The sequence below is a fragment of the Haladaptatus sp. DYF46 genome, from assembly GCF_021083305.1.
Taxonomy (GTDB): domain Archaea; phylum Halobacteriota; class Halobacteria; order Halobacteriales; family Haladaptataceae; genus Haladaptatus.
Map to the genome: position 1 here is coordinate 35,013 of NZ_JAJFAY010000009.1, position 17,185 is coordinate 52,197.

Consider the following 17,185-nt stretch of genomic DNA (forward strand, 5'->3'; position numbering starts at 1 on the left):
CTTCTGTCGGTAGATTCGGTCAGTGTGTGAGTAAGACCTATTAGTCGTCACTAGTCCTCTCATATATGAAGATAGAAGACGATGGGTTGACGGAGGGGACAGTACTCCCAGAGGAACGAGTAGCGAGATTCGAGCAACTACTGGATGAAAACACCAAGTTAGAACTCACGGAGACGATGGCCACGGTCTGTGGAGTTCATAAAGCAGCATTCCGTGTATACCTCATCGTTCTCGATCATCCCCACAGTACGATCGCTGAAATCTCGGAAATTCTCGACCGTGATCAGAGTACAATTGGGAAGCAACTGCAACCGCTGTATGACCAGGAATTGGTCACTCGGTATCCGCGCACAGTCAATAGTGGTGGTGTCAAGTATCTTCACGTCGCTCAACCACTCGCAGAAACCACGGAGTGGCTACAGCAGGAGTTGGATAGATGGACAGCTGCGGTAGTGGCCCAAATTTCGCAACTCAGTGTAAACGAGTCTAGTGTCTGCTAAGCAGTACAGTGCCATAGATGGTGGGAGGAGACCACTGTTCACCAAATAGAGGATCCTATAGGCGTGACAATAGTATAAACTATATGAATAAGAATAGACTATTCAATATGTTTAGCCATATGTCTGACGTAGCTTTATGCCTATAGGATATGCAATAGGCAAATAGGATGCCGAATACAATGCGTATTGCGTCGTTCCTTGACAAGGGAGGAGTCGGAAAGACGACCACTGTTGCTCATTTTGGCGTTGCTCTCGAAGAGGATGGGTTTGACGTCCTCCTTATCGACCTCGCCGGGAAACAGGGCGACCTCGCGAAGCACTTTGGTCTTTGGGACGAGGTACAAGCGAACGAGGAGAATTGGCCGAACATCACGACCGTGTTCCAAGATGAATGGAATATCATCGCCAAGCAAATTGACGACGCTGTTGATCAACTAGTTCTCGAAACTGGAGAAGGTCCTGATATGATCCCGGCGCATGAGGGACTTGATGGACTAGATAGTATGCTTGGAAACATCGATGATACACAGGAACGATACTCTCGTCTCGACACGTTCCTCACCGAGTTCATCGATGGCCACTACGACATCGTGCTTCTCGACTTACCAGGAAGCACATCCAACATCACCTATAATGGACTGTGGGCCGCAAAGAACGTACTCGCGCCTGTGAAAGCAGGACCGTTCGAAGAAGGCCAAGCGGCACAATTACGCGATGACCTACACGAAATTCGAGAAGAGCAAGATACAGACATCCAGCTGACAATGCTCATCCTCAATGAACTTGATGAACGTACGAATGCTGGTAAGCATTTCAAGCAGACGTTCACCGAGAACTATCCGGATGCGATTGCTCCTCGGCAGGTCAATTATTCACAAGATATTGTGAACGCACAGATAGACGGACAAACGGCATTTGCACTGGAAGAACCATCAAAGACAGCCACTCGTGCGTTAGAAGCGTATCGCGAAAATGCAGCTGAGCTCGTCACCCGACTGGAGGAACAACAATGAGCGAAGACGTTGATCTTGAGGAACTCAAACAAAAGACGCAGGTCGGGAATCGGAACCAAGAATCAGCGAAACAATCAGAATCAAAATTGTTCCGTGAAGATATTCTCGCGGTGCTCTCTGAGATCGAGAATGGAGATCGACAGAAGACAGTCTCGTTTTGGGATGGCGATACAGCAGCCCTTATTTCTGCACTCGAATCCAACCCCGAGATTCAACAGGACGTCGGTTCACGCTTGCAAGAAGAACTTGGACGAGAGGTTAATGAAGAGGCAGTTGATCGTAGTGAAGTGCTCCGACTAGCGATTCGAGCGGGACTCCAACGAGCGGCACCGGAAGTTGTTGAAACGTGGTTAGACGCCAAAGCAGAGTCTGCACGTCGCATATAGGAAGAACCATAGGAATTGCCATAGCCAATTCTATTGAATGAGGTTTAGCGATAGTAGTAGGTACAACTATAGAAAATGCTGTAGTTGGCCAACATTCGGGCGATGAAAAATAGAGGTTGTTACTGAGAAAACGATAGTAATCCGATATTGACTATAGGATATCCTATAGCCACATGAGGGGAAGAATGTTGCCTAAGACTCAACATTAGGAGGACCAATAGAAATAACCATAGGTACGCATACTCATTTGGTTATAGAATATGCTATAGTAATAGAGATAGAGAAGGCTATGGCTAAAGCAATAGGAATTCCTATAGGCGATCAGCGACCACTCAGCTAGCAAAAAGCCGGTCAAAAGTCAACGAGAGATCCAGAGGTTATAATATAATACTAACAATAGTCTGGTCTATTCACGATAAACGATTTTCGTGATTGTGCGAAAAAGGCAGATTTCTGTTAACTAGATGAATTCTTTTCCAGCGGAGTGATTCTCACTAGCCTATGGAAAATCCTATAGTTTTAGCCATAGCCATTCCTATCGTCATTTCTATTGTGTATTTCTCGCGGGAATTCCACTACTATCCCTGCGACTGCGATCCGAAGAACAGATGGATACTATTGACCTCAAGCAGTCAGATTGAGGCTACTAATCGCCCATCGTCAGACACCACTATTGCAAGTGAAGATCATCCCTACGCGACGTCATTTTGCTGTGCACGCGTTTCTAACTTCGTCAGCGTTTCTTCTAAAGATAGCACATCAGAGAGCGCTGACAGCGCACTAGAGAAGGGAACATCTAGCGCATAGCTATAGTAATTTCCACGGGAACCACTCCGATTCTCCTCGGCAGTCAGAATACCAAGCATTCGAAGATCGGATAGATGATTATGTACGGACCGCTGAGCGAGCGGATCGACGCCTGCAAACTGGCAAAGGTCGGTGTATTCCTCATAGATGCGTCGAGTACGACATGGTGTATCACCCCTTGCAGCCATTGAGACGACTGCTAGAAGAGCGAAATGACCGTTGACGGTTAGTTCCCGCATGCCTTCTTCAACACGCTCCTGTTCAAGCATCTCCTTTGCTGCCTCAACATGTGATTCTGTAATGACGTCATCGTCGCTGTTTTCAGCATGCTCTCCCGCAAGTCGAAGCAGATCGAGTGCTTGACGAGCACTGCCACTATCCTTCGCAGCTAGAGCAGCACAGAGGCGTGGGACACTATCTTCTAAGGATCCTTCTGCAAGCGCAACATCGACACGAGATTCGAGAATATTCTGGAGTTCAGGCGCGTCATACGGTGGGAAATGAAGTTCGCGCTCACAGAGCGTGTCTTGGACACGAGGATCAAGCCGGTCTCGAAACTTGAAATCATTGCTCACACCAATCAGCCCAACTTTCGTCTCGGTGAGCTTGTCATTTGACCGTGCACGAGGGAGTTCATAGAGCAGCTCGTCACGAGTGCCGATGGAGTCGATTTCGTCAAGGACGATGAGAACAGTTCCGCCAAGCTTGTCGAGTTCTGTGTAGAGCTTTTTGAAGATGGTTTGCTGTGGATATCCCGTTGAACTGATTTCAGCACCCTCTGGTCGGAGCTCGTTCACCAGTTCGATAGCAACCTGGTATGAGGAGTTGAGTGTTTTACAATTGAGTGTGAGTACATGGAGATCTATGTCGTCGTACTGTTCGATGTCTTCGCGTAGTCTATCGAGGAGGAAATCAGTGACTGCAGTTTTCCCGACTCCTGTGTTCCCGTATACAAAAATATTGTTTGGCTCCCACCCGTCGACGACGGGTTGAAGAGCGTTCATGTACGCGTCAATCTCCTCATCCCGTTCTTGGATACGCTCGGGTTGATAGGACTCGTTGAGCGCGTCCTTATTCGTGAAAATATTTTGTTTTCGGGTGAACCGCCGCATTCTGTCTCAATACTTATGTCCCATCCATATAAAACCATGGCTGCAACTGATTCAAGTGAACAGTAACACAGACACACACCACTATTACAAGTGAAACTAGAAAGAGAGAGTCTAGTAAGAGAACAACAGTGCACAATTACAACTAAAGCGCTGACATAACGTCTAACACACCACCCGTTCAAGTGAAAATGGGCGATATACAGCGTCTATATTCTGAATCTCCGGAAACTGTTGTAGTCTCCGTGGCTTTGTCTTCTTCGGTCAGTACCGAGAGTCGTTCATGGGTTCACTTGCAGTAGTGGTGTGCGACTGCTTCTTTTGTTAGTTATTTGAACGGGTTGGTCCTCTCGTTCAGTTGTATCCGTGGTTTAGATGTATTTCTCACCACCTCCCCCTTTCTGCGACTAGCTTCACTTGTAAGAGTGGTGTCTCTCTGGTTCCAGTACTCAGTCTGAATTGGTCATGCGACGATGTTCACATGCAAGAGTGGTGTGTACTGGTCACAGAATGTTGTTTTCGTTCACGTGCAAAGGTGGTGTGGCATCGTTAGGTAGAGCAAGCCGAGGTGGTGCTCACCACTGTTGGGTCAAGGAAAAAGGGCGAAAGAACGACTTGCTCATTCAACATCGAGGGCAACGTCAACTTCGTCAAGATTGTCTTTGGTTTGTGAACCGAGACGAAGCTCAACGCCTGCATCCTGGAGGATTTCCTCCATCTCCCAGCGAGTTACACCAGTGAGTCCTGCGGCCTTCCCGAGTGAAATTTCACCGAGAATATAGAGCCCAATCGCCGTCGCGAGCTTTTCTTTATTTTGCAGGTTGTGGCGGTCAGTGGGCATGAGATCTCTTTGAACTGATGTAGGATCGACTCGTTACTGTATTTCTGTGAATATCGATCCCCGATAGTCATCGGAAATGTAGACGGTGCGATGTCACACAATCGGTTCGACAACAACATGTTCGTGCCGGAGATTCGGCTTCTTCGCACGCCCATCCGTCTCGAAGCTGATCACACCATGGCGGGCCAGCGTTTCGAGGTCACGACTTACTTGCCCCTTATTGCGGTCGAGTTGTCGTGCGAGATCACGGACTGACGCAACCTCATTCTCGGAGAGGTACGTAATGAGATCGCGTCGTTTTGGAGTGAGGATTTCGGCCGCGCTCTCATGGCTCAGGACATGGACGCCTTCCATTCCACCGCGAGCAAGCGCTCGTGCCATCTGTTTTCGGCGGTCACTGGGCGTCATCTGTCGTAGGATTGATCGCTGGAAGCTCCTTTGATTGTGCAACGTCAATGAGCTTCTTGTCCGCACAAACGAACGTGAGATCTTCTACGTTGGTCGCCAGCGCACGTGCAGCCGAGAGTTGAAGACTGTCGAGTGTTCGAAGATCATCCTCAAGAATGAGCTCAAACGCATAGTCGAACAGCTGTTCGCCCAAGGGAACGATCTGGAAATCTGCGAGAGCTTCGTCGAAAAACGCTGCAAGGAGTGAATCTACCTCCTCGCGAGAGATTGAGTCTCGATTCTGCTTTCGACGAAACGCAGAGACCGTTTCGATGACTGCGAGTGAGGTGATGAGAACGTCATTCTCAGCTGGCTCGATTATCGTGTCGACCATCTCTGTCCCCTGTTCGTCGTAGTAACGCTTCACGAGGGCAGAGGTATCGAAAAAGTAAGACGGCATTCGTAGTTAGAGACGTTCGTCGCGGTCTTCAGAAACGAGATCAGAGACGGGTTTTCCTGCTGCTACTCGCTCTCGCGTTTCCTTTAGATCATCGGGGGCCTGATGCTCGGCGAGGAATGCTTTCATCCGGGCTTCGAGCGGCGTGTGCTGCGACTGCTTGAGCAGTTCTCGGCCCATATTTTCCAGATTCTTTTCCGCAGCGTCACTCATACTCACTAGTCGTTTCTCAATCGGTATACCGTTTACGTCTATTACTCGGGAAGAGCAGGAAGCTCTCTTTGAGGTACTCCAATGAACTTTATCTTTGGTGTGATCTCGAGGATTGTTGTCTGTCGTACTCGAAGGGACGTGGTTACCATAATATACTCGCTACTACCCGTTCGCTCTCAGACCTGCTCACGCCGAATCGTCACGATGTCTGCTGCCACACGCTCCGATCCTTCTGCGGCAATCACGAGCAAATTCGGCGCTGGTGTGCAGGACGCTCGATCGCCGACGTAAAATCCTGCAGCTGCAGCACCTGGGAGTTGCACCTGATAGCCATTCCCTGCGATTTGGAGCGAGGCGTTTGTAACGCGGTGGATCGAGACGGTGTCGAGCGCTGCGGTGGTCGCGAGTTCAACCATATTCTCGTCTGTGATGCGGTCGATGTCGGCGACAAGCAGGAGACCGTCGAATGCAAATACGCGAATGTCCGCGAAGCGGGTGGGCTCGTTGTCAGCTTCTTCGACGAGTCCAGCGGCTCGGGCAGGCTTTGTGACCTGGAGAGCCAGGCCATCACCGGACCGTTTGATTTTGTTGGGCATTATCGGTTAGTATTATATGCTAACTCATGAGTGTTTGCCCTGTCGATCCTGTTCTCGGCGCAGTAGTGATGGTGAGAATGGTAGAATCGAGTTTGCAGTAGGCACATTCAGTTTCACTTCCACTGTGGTTGGCTGAAGACTTTATTTGCCGGGTACCAAGCGTCGAGTGCAGTTAGCGTAACCCAGCAGACGATGTGGATTCTCGTACTCATCCCAACCCATACACCCACATCGGCTGCTTATTCCCCTTACTACACTCTCTAGTTATACGGATAGACCTTGACCAAGGGTTTACCAACAAGGTGGGTGAATTTGAGAGTACGAATGGTTCCAAATGGGAAATCGCCACTCACCCCACTCGCCCAAGATGCGCTTGATGCGCTCGCGAGAAGACTCCCTGATGAGAACGAACTCACCTACGAGCATGCCTATACGATTTTGAACGAAGAAGAGGATCTAGATCAACCTGCTGCCGAGGATATCATCGAACGACTCTACATGCGAGGCCATCTCTACGAGGTTGAGGGGGAGCTCCGGCTCACTGATTACGAATCTGAAGCATGAGACTGTGTTCAAGACGAAGGTAATCTATACCCTGAAATTGACCTCCGTACCCCCCCTTGCCTTTCTCAAGGGGCTGGGCCAAGTTGCCGATCCGCTTCGTGTTGTTTTTCTAGTGGTTTGTAGATCCGAATCGTATCGTTACTTCGGACGGCAATCAGATGGTCTTCGAAGGTAAATCGAACTTCGACATCGCTCTTCTTGGTTGTACTTGTGTCAATAATCTCCTTGAGTGCATCGGGATTCACGTGTTCATACAGATTAAGCGATGTCTGTTTTCTCTGTGGTTCTATTGTTTCAACAATTGCATTAATGACCTCCACGGCCACAGATTGATTTGAAGTAATAGAGACAGTGTGGGACAACGCATATTCTGTTGAAGTACGTGAATTCGGTGATTCGGCAGTGCTTTCAAACCAGCTAGTAGTTTCTGGGCCCATTGTGACGCTCGAGATAAATCCAACGTTACCTACAATCCATTAAGTACTTGATGATGTTTATTTCTCTCAATATACTGCGCATTAGTGTGTTTTACGCTCGTTTCTGTTGTTGTTCGACGCCTATCAGTGGCACTTGTGGAGTGTTGCTATCATCAACTATAAACTAAAATCAAATTTTGTGCTTACGGTACCTCCTTTATACCCCTGACCGTTGGTCCACATGCACTCACACAGTCCATAACAGAGCCACACTGTCTGGCGTCATCACCCAGAGACATCCTTCATGAGGGGATGTCTGTGAGCTGCCTCCCGAATTGCCGCCATCCTCCCTTTCACTGGTTGGGTTTTCCATAGTTCATCCGATTCTGGTTGTGATGAGCCCCTGGCTTTCGGAAGCGTGAATCGGAAACGGACAAATCGAGAGGGATTACTCGGTATGAGCGGGTTGTTTTGGAGTCGAATTGATGCCCGTTTTGGTGCGATATCCCAGTGCAAATCGCTTCGGCAGCATCCATCGATCTCCGAAGAACTAATCTGATCACTCATTGTGTTATCTTCGATTGATTCACTGAGTCGATTTCTCCACAAGTAGCTCCATACCGCCCAGGTTTTGCGTAGGAAGTAGACTCCTATCTAGCCGATCATGCTTGAGGTGAGTCGAATGCGTTGCACCGTTCTCACGGTGGTGTCGTCCGGTTAGAACTACCGTCAATACTGCTCTTATTTTCCTCTCATTACGGCAGTCAGCAGGTGGCGCTACCTATGCGTGTTGACGGCGGTATTTCCTGTATTGGAACCTTTGGAAACGACTCGGTCTTGCCTAAGGGATTCTCGGTGATCGTGTTTACTTGCAATGATGCAAACCAGCCAAATCACGACGGGATGGGACGCGTATCGCCGAGCACTTCGACCGACCGACCAAGCAGTCTTTGATCGACTCTTTGAGTATGCCCAGCTGCATACCGATCCCAGTACGGTTCACAAGCCCCTGTTCGTCGAGACGCCGGTCCTCATCTCGATGTTGCTCGAACAGCAAAAACAGATCGATGATTTGGAAGACCGGCTCGATCACTTAGAGGACGATTTGAACGATCGAGGATGAGGACATGGTGTACAAAATCGACTACGTCGACGGCGACGTGCTTACCTGGTCGGTGACCGAGACGGGGGTAGAGTGTAAAGTTGATGAGTCGTATACGCCGACAATTTACGTTTCTGTGCCTGGTGATGGCGATTTTTCGACAGCGCGTGATGCACTTCGTGACCATCCCGCTGTTGCTCGGGTTGCTACGGTTGATGAACGGGTGAGTTTTCGCCACGACCCCGAGCAAGTACTTCGAGTGGATGTGGTCGACCTCAAGGCAGTGAATTCAGTGGCACGAATGGTGAGCAGGTGGGGCTCGCCTGGTGAGTATCGCTGCTACAACGTTGATTTCTCGCGGGAGTTCCGCTACTGTCTCGAAACGGGGATTGACCCCTTGCCGAACCACGAACTCTCGGAAATGAAGATTACTGTCTCGGAGACGGAACTCGCGAGTAAGAGAGTCACCGAACTCACGATCGACGATGAGACGGTAGTTGGGAGTGGGGAGGACGTGTTAGCAACGCTATCGGATCGAGTAGAGTCGGTTGACCCCGACGTTCTGTTTCTAAATACCAGCGACCTCATTCCCGTTCTCTTCCAGCAGGCTGATCGGTTCGACGTCAAGTTCCAGCTGGGACGACGACCTGGGTGGCAGCAGTTGGCGGGCGAATCAACCTACGAAAGCTACGGACAAGTCGGCCACTCACCGGCACGGTACAACCTCCCTGGTCGAGTGATCATCGACGGTTCGAACACGTTCATGTGGAATCAAACGAATCTCGATGGCTGTCTGTATCTCGTCGAACAGTCGGGCAAGCCATTGCAAGAGTTGGCCTGGTCGTCGATTGGGAACATTTTGACCGGGATTCAGATTCAGGAAGCCCGCGAACGGGATGTCCTTGTCCCATGGCACTCATGGCGCCATGAGAAATTCAAAACGATGCGTCAACTCCACGACGCCGATCGCGGTGGGTTCACCTTTGCACCGGACGTCGGACTGCACGAGAACGTGCACGAACTCGACTTCTCGTCGCTGTACCCGAATATCATCGTCACACGGAACGTGAGTCCGGAGAAGATTCGCTGTGAGTGCCATGCCGGTCGGGAGGACGTGCCAGGCATCGGGTATTCGATTTGTGACGAGCGTGGGTATCTTCCGGATGTACTTGAGCCGCTGATCGAAGACCGCGATGCGATCAAAGCCGAGATTCGTGAGACTGAGGACGAAGAGCGTCGCGAGGAGTTGGAAGGCCAATCGAGTGCAATCAAGTGGATTTTGGTCTCCTGTTTCGGCTATCAGGGCTTCTCAAATGCGAAGTTCGGACGGATTGAGTGCCACGAGGCGATCAACGCGTATGCCAGAGAGATTCTGTTAGAGACGAAAGCAGTGCTCGAGGAGCATGGGTGGCGCATTGTGCATGGGATCGTCGATAGCGTGTGGGTGACGCCGATCGAAGACGAGGAACAAACGTCGCTGTCGGAGCTTGTCTCGAAGATTTCTGATCAGGTAGAGATTCGGCTTGAACATGAAGCCCACTATGATTGGATATCGTTCGTGCCGTTGCGCGATTCGGATGCTGGTGCGTTGACGAAGTACTTCGGGAAGGTGGCTGGTGAAGACGAGTACAAGTATCGGGGCATCGAGTGTCGCCAGCGAAGTACGCCGTCGTATGTCGATGGTGCACAGAAAGCGTTGATTCGAGCGGTGAATCGGTATCGTGATCCAGAGACGGTTTGTGAGGAACTGCGGTCGTGGGTTGATCGCCTTGAGCGTGGAGCGGTCGATCCGAATGAGTTGGTGATCACGAATCGGGTTTCGAAGAAGAGGGAGGATTACACGCAGTCGACACGGAGTGTGGCGGCACTGGAGCGAGCGGCTGATTTGGGGTTGGCGCGTGCGCCTGGACAGAGTGTGTCGTACGTGGTGGTGGATGATTCGAAGCAGTCGCGAGAGCGGGTGCTGTTGGCGAGTGAGGAGTTGGACGAGTATGATGTTGGGTTTTATCGGGAGTTGTTGGTTCGTGCGGCAGCGAGTGTGTTATCGCCGTTTGGGTGGCGTGAGAACCGAATAGGTCACCAAATTGAACAGTATACCGAGTCTAGTTTGCAGTCATTTGGTTGAACTCCCCATTCACTCAATTAACAATCAAAAAACAATTCTCCCGATTTACCCAAATTGACGTGACTAATCATTTTAATTTCATTTTTAGTTCATTCAGTATGATCTACCAATCGCGTATGCAACACACACGGAGACACCCATTGATCCGAGCAGCATCACTTGCAACTGTCGGCGTGGGTTCCACTCTTGTCACCGGGCAAGACGACGATGAATCGATGTGGCAAGTGGTAGAAGTCGATGCCGAAGACGAATACGTTGCATTCTAATACAAAGGTGATGATGATATCGATATTTCCGGTGCCGTAGTGGCATTCGAATATGGAAACAAGGACTACGACCAACGAAAAACCATTCCGAATGGGACTGAAGTCGAGGACCATGGTGTGATTTACGTCCATACTGGTGCCGGAAGTGGAGAATTCGATGATACAGCCGGATACAATGAAATTAGCTTTGATTACGACAATGAGGTGGTTGCTAACGACGGTTCGGACGTTATTGCGCTACTGTCGCCCGATGAATCCGGAGTGTTGTGTCGATTCGATGAAAACAGAGCTACCTCAACGACAACGAGCGAAGACACTACCACTTCAGAAGAGACCACGACCACGAGCGAAGAAACGACAACAACCGAGAGCACAGACACTACAACCACTGACGAAAACTCGGAATCCGATGACACAGGATCCGACGATCCGGGTGGGTCGGATGATGCAGACGAATCGGATGGTTCGGGTTCATCTGATGACTCTAGTGAATCCAACACTGACGATAACTCAACTGACTCGTCAGACGACGGTTGCTAACTCCGACTCTGCAATTTCAGTGTAATCGAATAGCAGTTTCGACAGTACGATTTTCTCCCGTCTCCGAACACAGTTGCGGTAGCCGGTACTTGCTCTCTCTCTCGCTGGTTTAGAAGCAAAACTTCCAGCCTTGTCAAGACGGATTCAGTGCTAGGTCTCAACGTTCGTGTAGTCAGCACGCTCTGAGACTCGTTCTCAAAGAAGCGTACTCGGCATGGGAATAACTGCGCCCGTATGGGCTACTGTCACCGCAGGTGATTCTGATAGCTTTTCAAAGGGATTGCGGTAGGACTAGTGGGAGGTGGTGACTCCATCGCCTGGGCCGTCTGGTGACAGATGATCGAATTCCTTCGTCGGAATGGTGCCGTCAGTCCAGGCCATCCGGTCTTCAGTTTTGACATCGAGCCCTTCGTACGCACCGAATCGATCGGATTCCGATTCGATGTAGTCCGTCAGTTCGCCGCTCTTCGCCGTCTCGGTGTCGGGGTAGGTGTTTGCCCATGTGAGGTGGGTTGTCTCAGTCCCGAATCGCCACGATTTGAGCTGACCTGTGATGATGTCCTTTCGGAAGCCACGCGACGTCGACCCGTTCATCGCCTCCGGGTAACACCAGAGCGCATGGGGGTCGTCAACGACTCCGAGCATCGCCGCCACATACTCGTTGCCGTCGACGTACTGGCTCGTCTCCGCCACCCGCGTGTCGATGATAGCTTTCGTGTCCTTGACTGCGTTGCCCTCACCCATCGGAGACACGGACATCAAGGCATCCTCCGAGACCGCATAGACGTGCTCCGTGCCGTAGAGGTCGAACCCCTTGTAGCGTTCCGGCTCCGGCCAGGTAGTCCGCGTTGCTGTCGTGGATGTCTGTGTCGACGCTGTTGTGGACGACTGCCTGTCATTGGTGAGCTTCTCGCCGACTGCCTCCGGATCGAACGATCCAAGGGCCAACTCCATGGCAAAGTCGATCTCGACTGTGGCATCGATGGCAGTCACATCGATGTACTCGCTGGGAACAGGAAGTCGTATCTGGTTTTTGAGTCGGGAGTAGGCGTTCTCGTGGATGGAATCTTGGTGAGCACGGATTTCTGCGATATTAAAATACTGGAACCCGTAGCCATCTTGCAGCGCGGTCGTCGTTGGATCCGGCAGCCACTGTGTGAAATCCGGTGGTGAGGTGTCATCCGATTGATTCGATGTGGTTGATTCAGTTGGACTACTATTGCCACCGGTCGATGAGTCGCTGAGGCACCCAGCTATCGACGCGAGCATCCCGCTGCTGAGTGTGAGACCTGTCGTCTTGAGAAACGTTCGTCGTGAGGAGGACATTGACGTATATCTATAGGACTGATGGCATAAGTTTTCTCCCACCTTTATTATAATAAACATTTGTGAGGTAAGATCGGGTGAAATCCCCACCGCGTTCAGACCGAGTGAGGCACATCACTTCAAGATGTTCTCAGTTCTGTCGTCTTGGACTGTCACTGGTGAAGATAGTCAATTATACCGTTGGAATGGAGAGGAATCGCGACAGCAACCTCTTCCTTTCGCAGAAAAAGACGCACTCCACTGTACCCAACATACTAGTACCATACATGTCACCGGCAAAGCGGTGTAAATCGCGTGTGGTGGCTTGATTCGAGAGAGGTTCTGCGAACCACGTGATTACAACGCAATATTCAGCGCCCTCCGTTTCCTCCCGTGTTGGCTTCGTGTGCTCGCATCCACCCGCCAAATTGAGGATGGACCTACTTTTGCTTAGGAGAGCGGAATTTACCAAAGTCGTTTTGTTGCGGATTGTACTTCCTGTTGGAACACGAGCCAAAAAGTGTACGATACCATACTGGGAACTAGAAAACTAGTAGAACGCTGGGGTAGTTTACATGGCTGGACGAATCAAACGCATTGCACGGGGGATCGACAGCATCACCAAAGCGGTCTGGGATGATTCTGGGATATTCATGAAACTCATTGTATTAGTGATTCTGATAGTGACGGCTGCTGCACTCCCTGTTATCCCGATTGCAATCATTGCCCGCTACATCGCGAACCGGTAACAAACTGAAGTCTGGGTAGTTTTATCGCGGAGGAGGAGTCTGATAGATATTTGACGAGCTGACATGAGATGTTGAGAGTACGGTTTCGTAGACCTGCTGGAGACGGTCGCCCATTTGCGAACGGCTCACAGCGTGAGCAGCGTGTCGTCCGTTCGATTCTCGAGGGTTGGCCAACACATTGACGAGCCCATTCACAAGCTCAGTATCCGTCGCACCGACGTATGAGGGTGATACGCCGGTTATACGGTCACGTATGTCGCCAACATCTACCGCGACAATCGGCAAATTGCAGGCAAGGGCTTCTTTCACTGAATTTGGCGAGCCCTCCCAGTGTGAGGTGACGAGGAGGACATCCGCTGCATTCATATACAACGGCATCCGGGTGTGAGGTTCTCCAGAAACTGTGTGGAGGGTAATCGGTTGGTTGAGACGGTCACGTGCAGCATCCACGACTCGCTTGGCACGTGGATAATTTTTCACTGTATGCGAGGGTGAGTAGGGAAAAAAGACGTGCAAATGGGTTGGATCCCAGCCAACTGCTGCTTGAGCATCGGGTTGTGGTATCGGCCGAAATTGCTCGGTATCAACGCCATGCGGAACAACATAGCAATCCTGGTCGAGTTCGTCTGCCATTGCGGTGGACATAACGATGACTGCATCACACCAGCGTGCACAGAGCTTACTGAGCCAGCCATAGGGACCGAATAAATCCGATCCCCACAGCGAGAGCACGACTGGGAGTTGTGATTGGACGAGTGCGAACGGGGCTGTCAACCCATAGTTGGCATGGAGGAGGTCGTATGATCCAGATGACTCCCTGCGGACCCGAGGCAAATACCGGAGGTAATTGATTACTGAGCGACTCCCTCCTGTGTTTTCATGCCTATGGCTACCTGGTGGCGTGAGCGTTGTGCATTGGATCCCATTTGCCTCAAGGGCGCGAATCTGATGGCTATAGAAGCTGTCGTTCGCACCAGTCACTAACTGCAAAACCTTCATTTGCAGACAGTGTCCTTTTCCTCGCGGATGTGATCAACGAGTGACTCAGCCATAGTCGCCACACTTCGCCTATGTGTTTTGTTCTATCTTCCTTAGCACTGCTAGCGTGAGTATACTCCCTCCGAGTCCCGTAGTACCTCTCCTCACACCGTTCAGGTATGTCTGCAAAATCGAGAGCTGCCTGTCGCTTTCCTATTGTCTCTTGAATTCTCTGAATAACTAGAGTAAGAGTTGGCGCAACTGAGTACTGCGAGTCTACTGACCTCGTTCAAGACTCTTCAACGCTCACACCCGAGACACATTCGGTTACTGTCGCAAATCTCATGATGATCGTTTATGCCAGGCATACTGTGGCCGTTAGGCTGTCGTAAATCGAAGATTGAGCGGGCATCAGGAGAGTATCTTGAATCCGGGTTGCAGCCATTCAGGTGAGTAAGATCTTTTGACTACGATCGCTAAAACGCCTCAAAATATATACTCAGTACGGTTAAAGAAGGTACGCTAATCGCCGGCTTCAGATTCGCCACTCTCACTGAAATGCTCCGTGACTTGTGCCAAATTATCAAGGACACGGTCGAGCTGGTGCAGAAGATCCGCAATGGTATCAAGCCACCCCTGCAAACTCATCGGCTGTTCTGTCTGAAGAGATGCCGGAGCACTGGGTACCCCGACAGCAGGTGTGACTGCCGTACTGATGACGCAGAGCATGAGGAGTGCGGTAAGAATCGTTCGGAACATGAGTACTCTACAGGTGGATCATTCTGAGAGGAGCTTGTTAATCTTCAGGCCAATTGTTAGACTAATATCATTGAGGATGTGAACCTGCTACTCAATTAGCTCTGCACTTTGGTGAAGTGAGTTCCTCACGGTAGATAGTACTGTTCGAAAGTCCACTCGGATGGAGACGTGTTTGAGTATGAGTCTTTGGAGCCGTGATCTATACTCTGAAACTGACTATTCTGTGATTTCCAGTGATCTTTGAGTTTCCGTGAATACCCACTCATCACACCTGCTAGTTCGTTCTTCGTACCTACCCCTTTCTTTGGATGATTTTCGAGGTACGAAAGGCGAGATCACAGCCTTAAAATTGCATATACCAACGGAGGGCTGATCTCTGCGTGTAAAATCGTGTTTGCAACTGATTTCGGCCCCTGGAATAGATAAATACACCGAATCCAGCCCTCTTTCTGCCAAAGACGGCATTTGATGCCAATTGGCTGTTTCATGTTGCCAATGCTATCTGAAACCGGTCATCAATCGTGCATGAAAATGAACGGGGAAAAATGGCTCACACTGCTCTATTCTCCAGTGAGTGCCCCTCAATCGTATTTGCAAATCAGTCGCTTCGAACAGTACGAATCAGCAATCTCTGAGTAGGTACTCACTGTGATAGGACGGGGAGATCATCTTCTTACAACAGGCTATCACCTGCTAAGATTTCGGGAGAATAGATGGCTCATTGTGCATAGCATCGTAGATGGCGTGTGGGTGACACCAATTGAGGAAGAGGAACAGACGTCGCCGTCTGCGCTTGTCTCGGAGATCTCTACGCAGGTGGCGATTCGACTTGAGCATGAAGCCCACTATGATTGGATAGCGTTCGTGCCATTGCGTGATTCGGATGCGGGTGCATTGACGAAGTACTTCGGGAAGGTCGCTGGTGAAGACGAGTACAAGTACCGGGGAATCGAGTGCCGTCAGCGAAGTACGCCGTCGTATATTGACGAAGCGCAGAAAGCGTTGATTCGAGCGGTGGATGCATATCGTGATTCGGAGGCCGTTTGTGAGGAGCTGCGGTCGTGGGTCGATCGTCTTGAGCGTGGGGCGGTCGATCCGTGTGAGTTGGTGATCACGAATCGTGTTTCGAAAAAACGGGAGGACTACACACAATCAACGCGGAGTGTGGCGGCACTAGAGCGGGCGGCTGATCTGGGGTTGGTGCGTGCCCCTGGGCAGAGTGTGTCGTATGTGGTTGTTGATGACTCAAAGCAGTCGCGAGAACGAGTGCAGTTGGCGAGTGAGGAGTTAGACGAGTATGATGTCGAGTTTTATCGGGAGTTGTTGGTTCGTGCTGCAGCGAGTGTGGTGTCACCGCTTGGCTGGCGTGAATCGGATATTGAGCAGGAATTGGGGCAGTATACCGAGTCCAGTTTACTCTCTTTTTAATGAATAACAGAACGCAAGCACCTCCAGAGCGCTTCAACCGCTCTTGATTCAGAAGGGCGGTGTGTATCCCTGACTGAGTGCCCAGAACCCGGCAGCTTGGAACCAGAGAATCGCACCTGCGAACGAGATCTTTGTTGTCCAGCTAAATGTCTTGGGGGTTGTAGTGTTCTTCAGCCGTGGTGAGATCACCATTGGATAGAGCCACAGGAAGAGGAGATAGAGGCCTACTCCGATTGGAAGCGCAAATAAGAGGAATCGATCTTCGGTGGGTGTGTCTTCAATTCCGGGCATTGGTTGCGGAGTGGAGAAGAGTTGGTCCCCGGCGACAAGAATTCCAAGCAACAGCACCAGCTCACCGATTGCTGCGAGCAGAACGACGAACACGTAGTTGAGCACCCAATTATTGGTGACTCCGAGGGTTTGGAAGAGGGTGCGTCCTTGTCGCAGAGCAAGAAACGGGGATCCCGCAGCAACCATGACTAATCCGAACGCTACAATATTGAGGGCTACTCCACCGGCACTGACAATATTATCCAGAAATGCTACTGCAGTACTGCCCATCTTAATATTGGGCTTGTGATTTCATAATAAAAAACTTTGCACCAGTCACGATGGAAACTATGATTTGTCGCTCTTTCGTTGCG

At 50.5% G+C, this 17,185-nt stretch carries 19 protein-coding genes; 9 read left to right on the forward strand and 10 right to left on the reverse strand.

The genetic code is table 11. The features are described from left to right. Positions 1-65 precede the first annotated feature (65 nt). From LJF34_RS25470 to LJF34_RS25480, 3 genes are all read left to right on the forward strand, one after another. Complete coding sequence (locus LJF34_RS25470) at positions 66-500, forward strand: helix-turn-helix domain-containing protein (protein WP_231188912.1); 435 nt, start codon at positions 66-68, stop codon at positions 498-500. Positions 501-667: 167 nt separating this feature from the next. Then, on the forward strand, positions 668-1,513 hold the full coding sequence (locus tag LJF34_RS25475; protein WP_231188914.1) for a ParA family protein: 846 nt from the start codon (positions 668-670) through the stop codon (positions 1,511-1,513). Next, positions 1,510-1,899, forward strand: a complete 390-nt coding sequence (locus tag LJF34_RS25480) for a hypothetical protein (RefSeq protein ID WP_231188915.1) — start codon at positions 1,510-1,512, stop codon at positions 1,897-1,899. The genes LJF34_RS25475 and LJF34_RS25480 overlap by 4 nt, the downstream gene beginning before the upstream one ends. Before the next feature lie 692 nt (positions 1,900-2,591). Here the strand turns inward: LJF34_RS25480 and LJF34_RS25485 are convergent. From LJF34_RS25485 to LJF34_RS25510, 6 genes are all read right to left on the reverse strand, one after another. Continuing rightward, on the reverse strand, positions 2,592-3,818 hold the full coding sequence (locus LJF34_RS25485; RefSeq protein WP_231188916.1) for an orc1/cdc6 family replication initiation protein: 1,227 nt from the start codon (positions 3,816-3,818) through the stop codon (positions 2,592-2,594). Between the two features lie 616 nt (positions 3,819-4,434). Further along, positions 4,435-4,656, reverse strand: coding sequence for a UPF0175 family protein (locus tag LJF34_RS25490; RefSeq protein ID WP_231188917.1), 222 nt, complete (start codon positions 4,654-4,656; stop codon positions 4,435-4,437). 93 nt (positions 4,657-4,749) lie between these two features. After that, entirely contained in the window at positions 4,750-5,010 is a 261-nt protein-coding gene (locus LJF34_RS25495; RefSeq protein ID WP_231188918.1) for a helix-turn-helix domain-containing protein, read from the reverse strand. 40 nt (positions 5,011-5,050) lie between these two features. Further along, a complete protein-coding gene (locus LJF34_RS25500) occupies positions 5,051-5,503 on the reverse strand; it encodes a type II toxin-antitoxin system VapC family toxin (protein WP_255666497.1) in 453 nt (150 codons plus the stop codon). A gap of 6 nt (positions 5,504-5,509) precedes the next feature. Beyond that, entirely contained in the window at positions 5,510-5,713 is a 204-nt protein-coding gene (locus LJF34_RS25505) for a hypothetical protein (RefSeq protein ID WP_231188920.1), read from the reverse strand. Positions 5,714-5,889: 176 nt separating this feature from the next. Continuing rightward, positions 5,890-6,309, reverse strand: coding sequence for a hypothetical protein (locus LJF34_RS25510; protein ID WP_231188921.1), 420 nt, complete (start codon positions 6,307-6,309; stop codon positions 5,890-5,892). A gap of 324 nt (positions 6,310-6,633) precedes the next feature. Here LJF34_RS25510 and LJF34_RS25515 point away from each other — a divergent pair, with 324 nt between their 5' ends. Beyond that, a complete protein-coding gene (locus LJF34_RS25515) occupies positions 6,634-6,873 on the forward strand; it encodes a hypothetical protein (protein WP_231188923.1) in 240 nt (79 codons plus the stop codon). A gap of 65 nt (positions 6,874-6,938) precedes the next feature. Here LJF34_RS25515 and LJF34_RS25520 read toward each other — a convergent pair whose 3' ends face one another. After that, on the reverse strand, positions 6,939-7,310 hold the full coding sequence (locus LJF34_RS25520) for a HalOD1 output domain-containing protein (protein ID WP_231188925.1): 372 nt from the start codon (positions 7,308-7,310) through the stop codon (positions 6,939-6,941). An 856-nt stretch (positions 7,311-8,166) separates the two neighbouring features. On the opposite strand from LJF34_RS25520, the gene LJF34_RS25525 reads away from it, so the two are divergent. From LJF34_RS25525 to LJF34_RS25535, 3 genes are all read left to right on the forward strand, one after another. Next, entirely contained in the window at positions 8,167-8,412 is a 246-nt protein-coding gene (locus LJF34_RS25525; protein WP_231188927.1) for a hypothetical protein, read from the forward strand. 4 nt (positions 8,413-8,416) lie between these two features. Next, positions 8,417-10,516: a type B DNA-directed DNA polymerase gene (locus LJF34_RS25530; protein WP_231188929.1), complete on the forward strand. Its 2,100-nt coding sequence runs from the start codon at positions 8,417-8,419 to the stop codon at positions 10,514-10,516. 305 nt (positions 10,517-10,821) lie between these two features. Next, positions 10,822-11,322 (forward strand): hypothetical protein, encoded by a 501-nt coding sequence (locus LJF34_RS25535; RefSeq protein WP_231188930.1) that lies wholly within the window; start codon positions 10,822-10,824, stop codon positions 11,320-11,322. A gap of 291 nt (positions 11,323-11,613) precedes the next feature. On the opposite strand, the gene LJF34_RS25540 is transcribed toward LJF34_RS25535, so the two are convergent. Beyond that, positions 11,614-12,315, reverse strand: a complete 702-nt coding sequence (locus tag LJF34_RS25540) for a hypothetical protein (protein WP_231188931.1) — start codon at positions 12,313-12,315, stop codon at positions 11,614-11,616. An 887-nt stretch (positions 12,316-13,202) separates the two neighbouring features. Between LJF34_RS25540 and LJF34_RS25545 the strand changes: the two genes are divergently transcribed. Continuing rightward, on the forward strand, positions 13,203-13,376 hold the full coding sequence (locus tag LJF34_RS25545; RefSeq protein ID WP_231188935.1) for a hypothetical protein: 174 nt from the start codon (positions 13,203-13,205) through the stop codon (positions 13,374-13,376). Positions 13,377-13,397: 21 nt separating this feature from the next. On the opposite strand, the gene LJF34_RS29115 is transcribed toward LJF34_RS25545, so the two are convergent. Further along, entirely contained in the window at positions 13,398-14,375 is a 978-nt protein-coding gene (locus LJF34_RS29115; protein ID WP_255666498.1) for a glycosyltransferase, read from the reverse strand. Positions 14,376-15,836: 1,461 nt separating this feature from the next. Here LJF34_RS29115 and LJF34_RS25560 point away from each other — a divergent pair. Further along, positions 15,837-16,541, forward strand: a complete 705-nt coding sequence (locus LJF34_RS25560; RefSeq protein ID WP_231188937.1) for a DNA polymerase domain-containing protein — start codon at positions 15,837-15,839, stop codon at positions 16,539-16,541. Between the two features lie 48 nt (positions 16,542-16,589). Here the strand turns inward: LJF34_RS25560 and LJF34_RS25565 are convergent, their stop codons facing one another. Next, positions 16,590-17,102, reverse strand: a complete 513-nt coding sequence (locus LJF34_RS25565; RefSeq protein WP_231188939.1) for a hypothetical protein — start codon at positions 17,100-17,102, stop codon at positions 16,590-16,592. Positions 17,103-17,185 lie beyond the last annotated feature (83 nt).

Coding starts and splice junctions, on each gene's coding strand:
- LJF34_RS25515 (WP_231188923.1), top strand. CDS start 6,634: ATGGTTCCAAATGGGAAATCGCCACTCACCCCACTCGCCCAAGATGCG.
- LJF34_RS25485 (WP_231188916.1), bottom strand. CDS start 3,818: ATGCGGCGGTTCACCCGAAAACAAAATATTTTCACGAATAAGGACGCG.
- LJF34_RS29115 (WP_255666498.1), bottom strand. CDS start 14,375: ATGAAGGTTTTGCAGTTAGTGACTGGTGCGAACGACAGCTTCTATAGC.
- LJF34_RS25530 (WP_231188929.1), top strand. CDS start 8,417: ATGGTGTACAAAATCGACTACGTCGACGGCGACGTGCTTACCTGGTCG.
- LJF34_RS25480 (WP_231188915.1), top strand. CDS start 1,510: ATGAGCGAAGACGTTGATCTTGAGGAACTCAAACAAAAGACGCAGGTC.
- LJF34_RS25490 (WP_231188917.1), bottom strand. CDS start 4,656: ATGCCCACTGACCGCCACAACCTGCAAAATAAAGAAAAGCTCGCGACG.
- LJF34_RS25525 (WP_231188927.1), top strand. CDS start 8,167: ATGCAAACCAGCCAAATCACGACGGGATGGGACGCGTATCGCCGAGCA.
- LJF34_RS25505 (WP_231188920.1), bottom strand. CDS start 5,713: ATGAGTGACGCTGCGGAAAAGAATCTGGAAAATATGGGCCGAGAACTG.
- LJF34_RS25510 (WP_231188921.1), bottom strand. CDS start 6,309: ATGCCCAACAAAATCAAACGGTCCGGTGATGGCCTGGCTCTCCAGGTC.
- LJF34_RS25500 (WP_255666497.1), bottom strand. CDS start 5,503: ATGCCGTCTTACTTTTTCGATACCTCTGCCCTCGTGAAGCGTTACTAC.
- LJF34_RS25470 (WP_231188912.1), top strand. CDS start 66: ATGAAGATAGAAGACGATGGGTTGACGGAGGGGACAGTACTCCCAGAG.
- LJF34_RS25475 (WP_231188914.1), top strand. CDS start 668: ATGCCGAATACAATGCGTATTGCGTCGTTCCTTGACAAGGGAGGAGTC.
- LJF34_RS25545 (WP_231188935.1), top strand. CDS start 13,203: ATGGCTGGACGAATCAAACGCATTGCACGGGGGATCGACAGCATCACC.
- LJF34_RS25565 (WP_231188939.1), bottom strand. CDS start 17,102: ATGGGCAGTACTGCAGTAGCATTTCTGGATAATATTGTCAGTGCCGGT.
- LJF34_RS25520 (WP_231188925.1), bottom strand. CDS start 7,310: ATGGGCCCAGAAACTACTAGCTGGTTTGAAAGCACTGCCGAATCACCG.
- LJF34_RS25495 (WP_231188918.1), bottom strand. CDS start 5,010: ATGGAAGGCGTCCATGTCCTGAGCCATGAGAGCGCGGCCGAAATCCTC.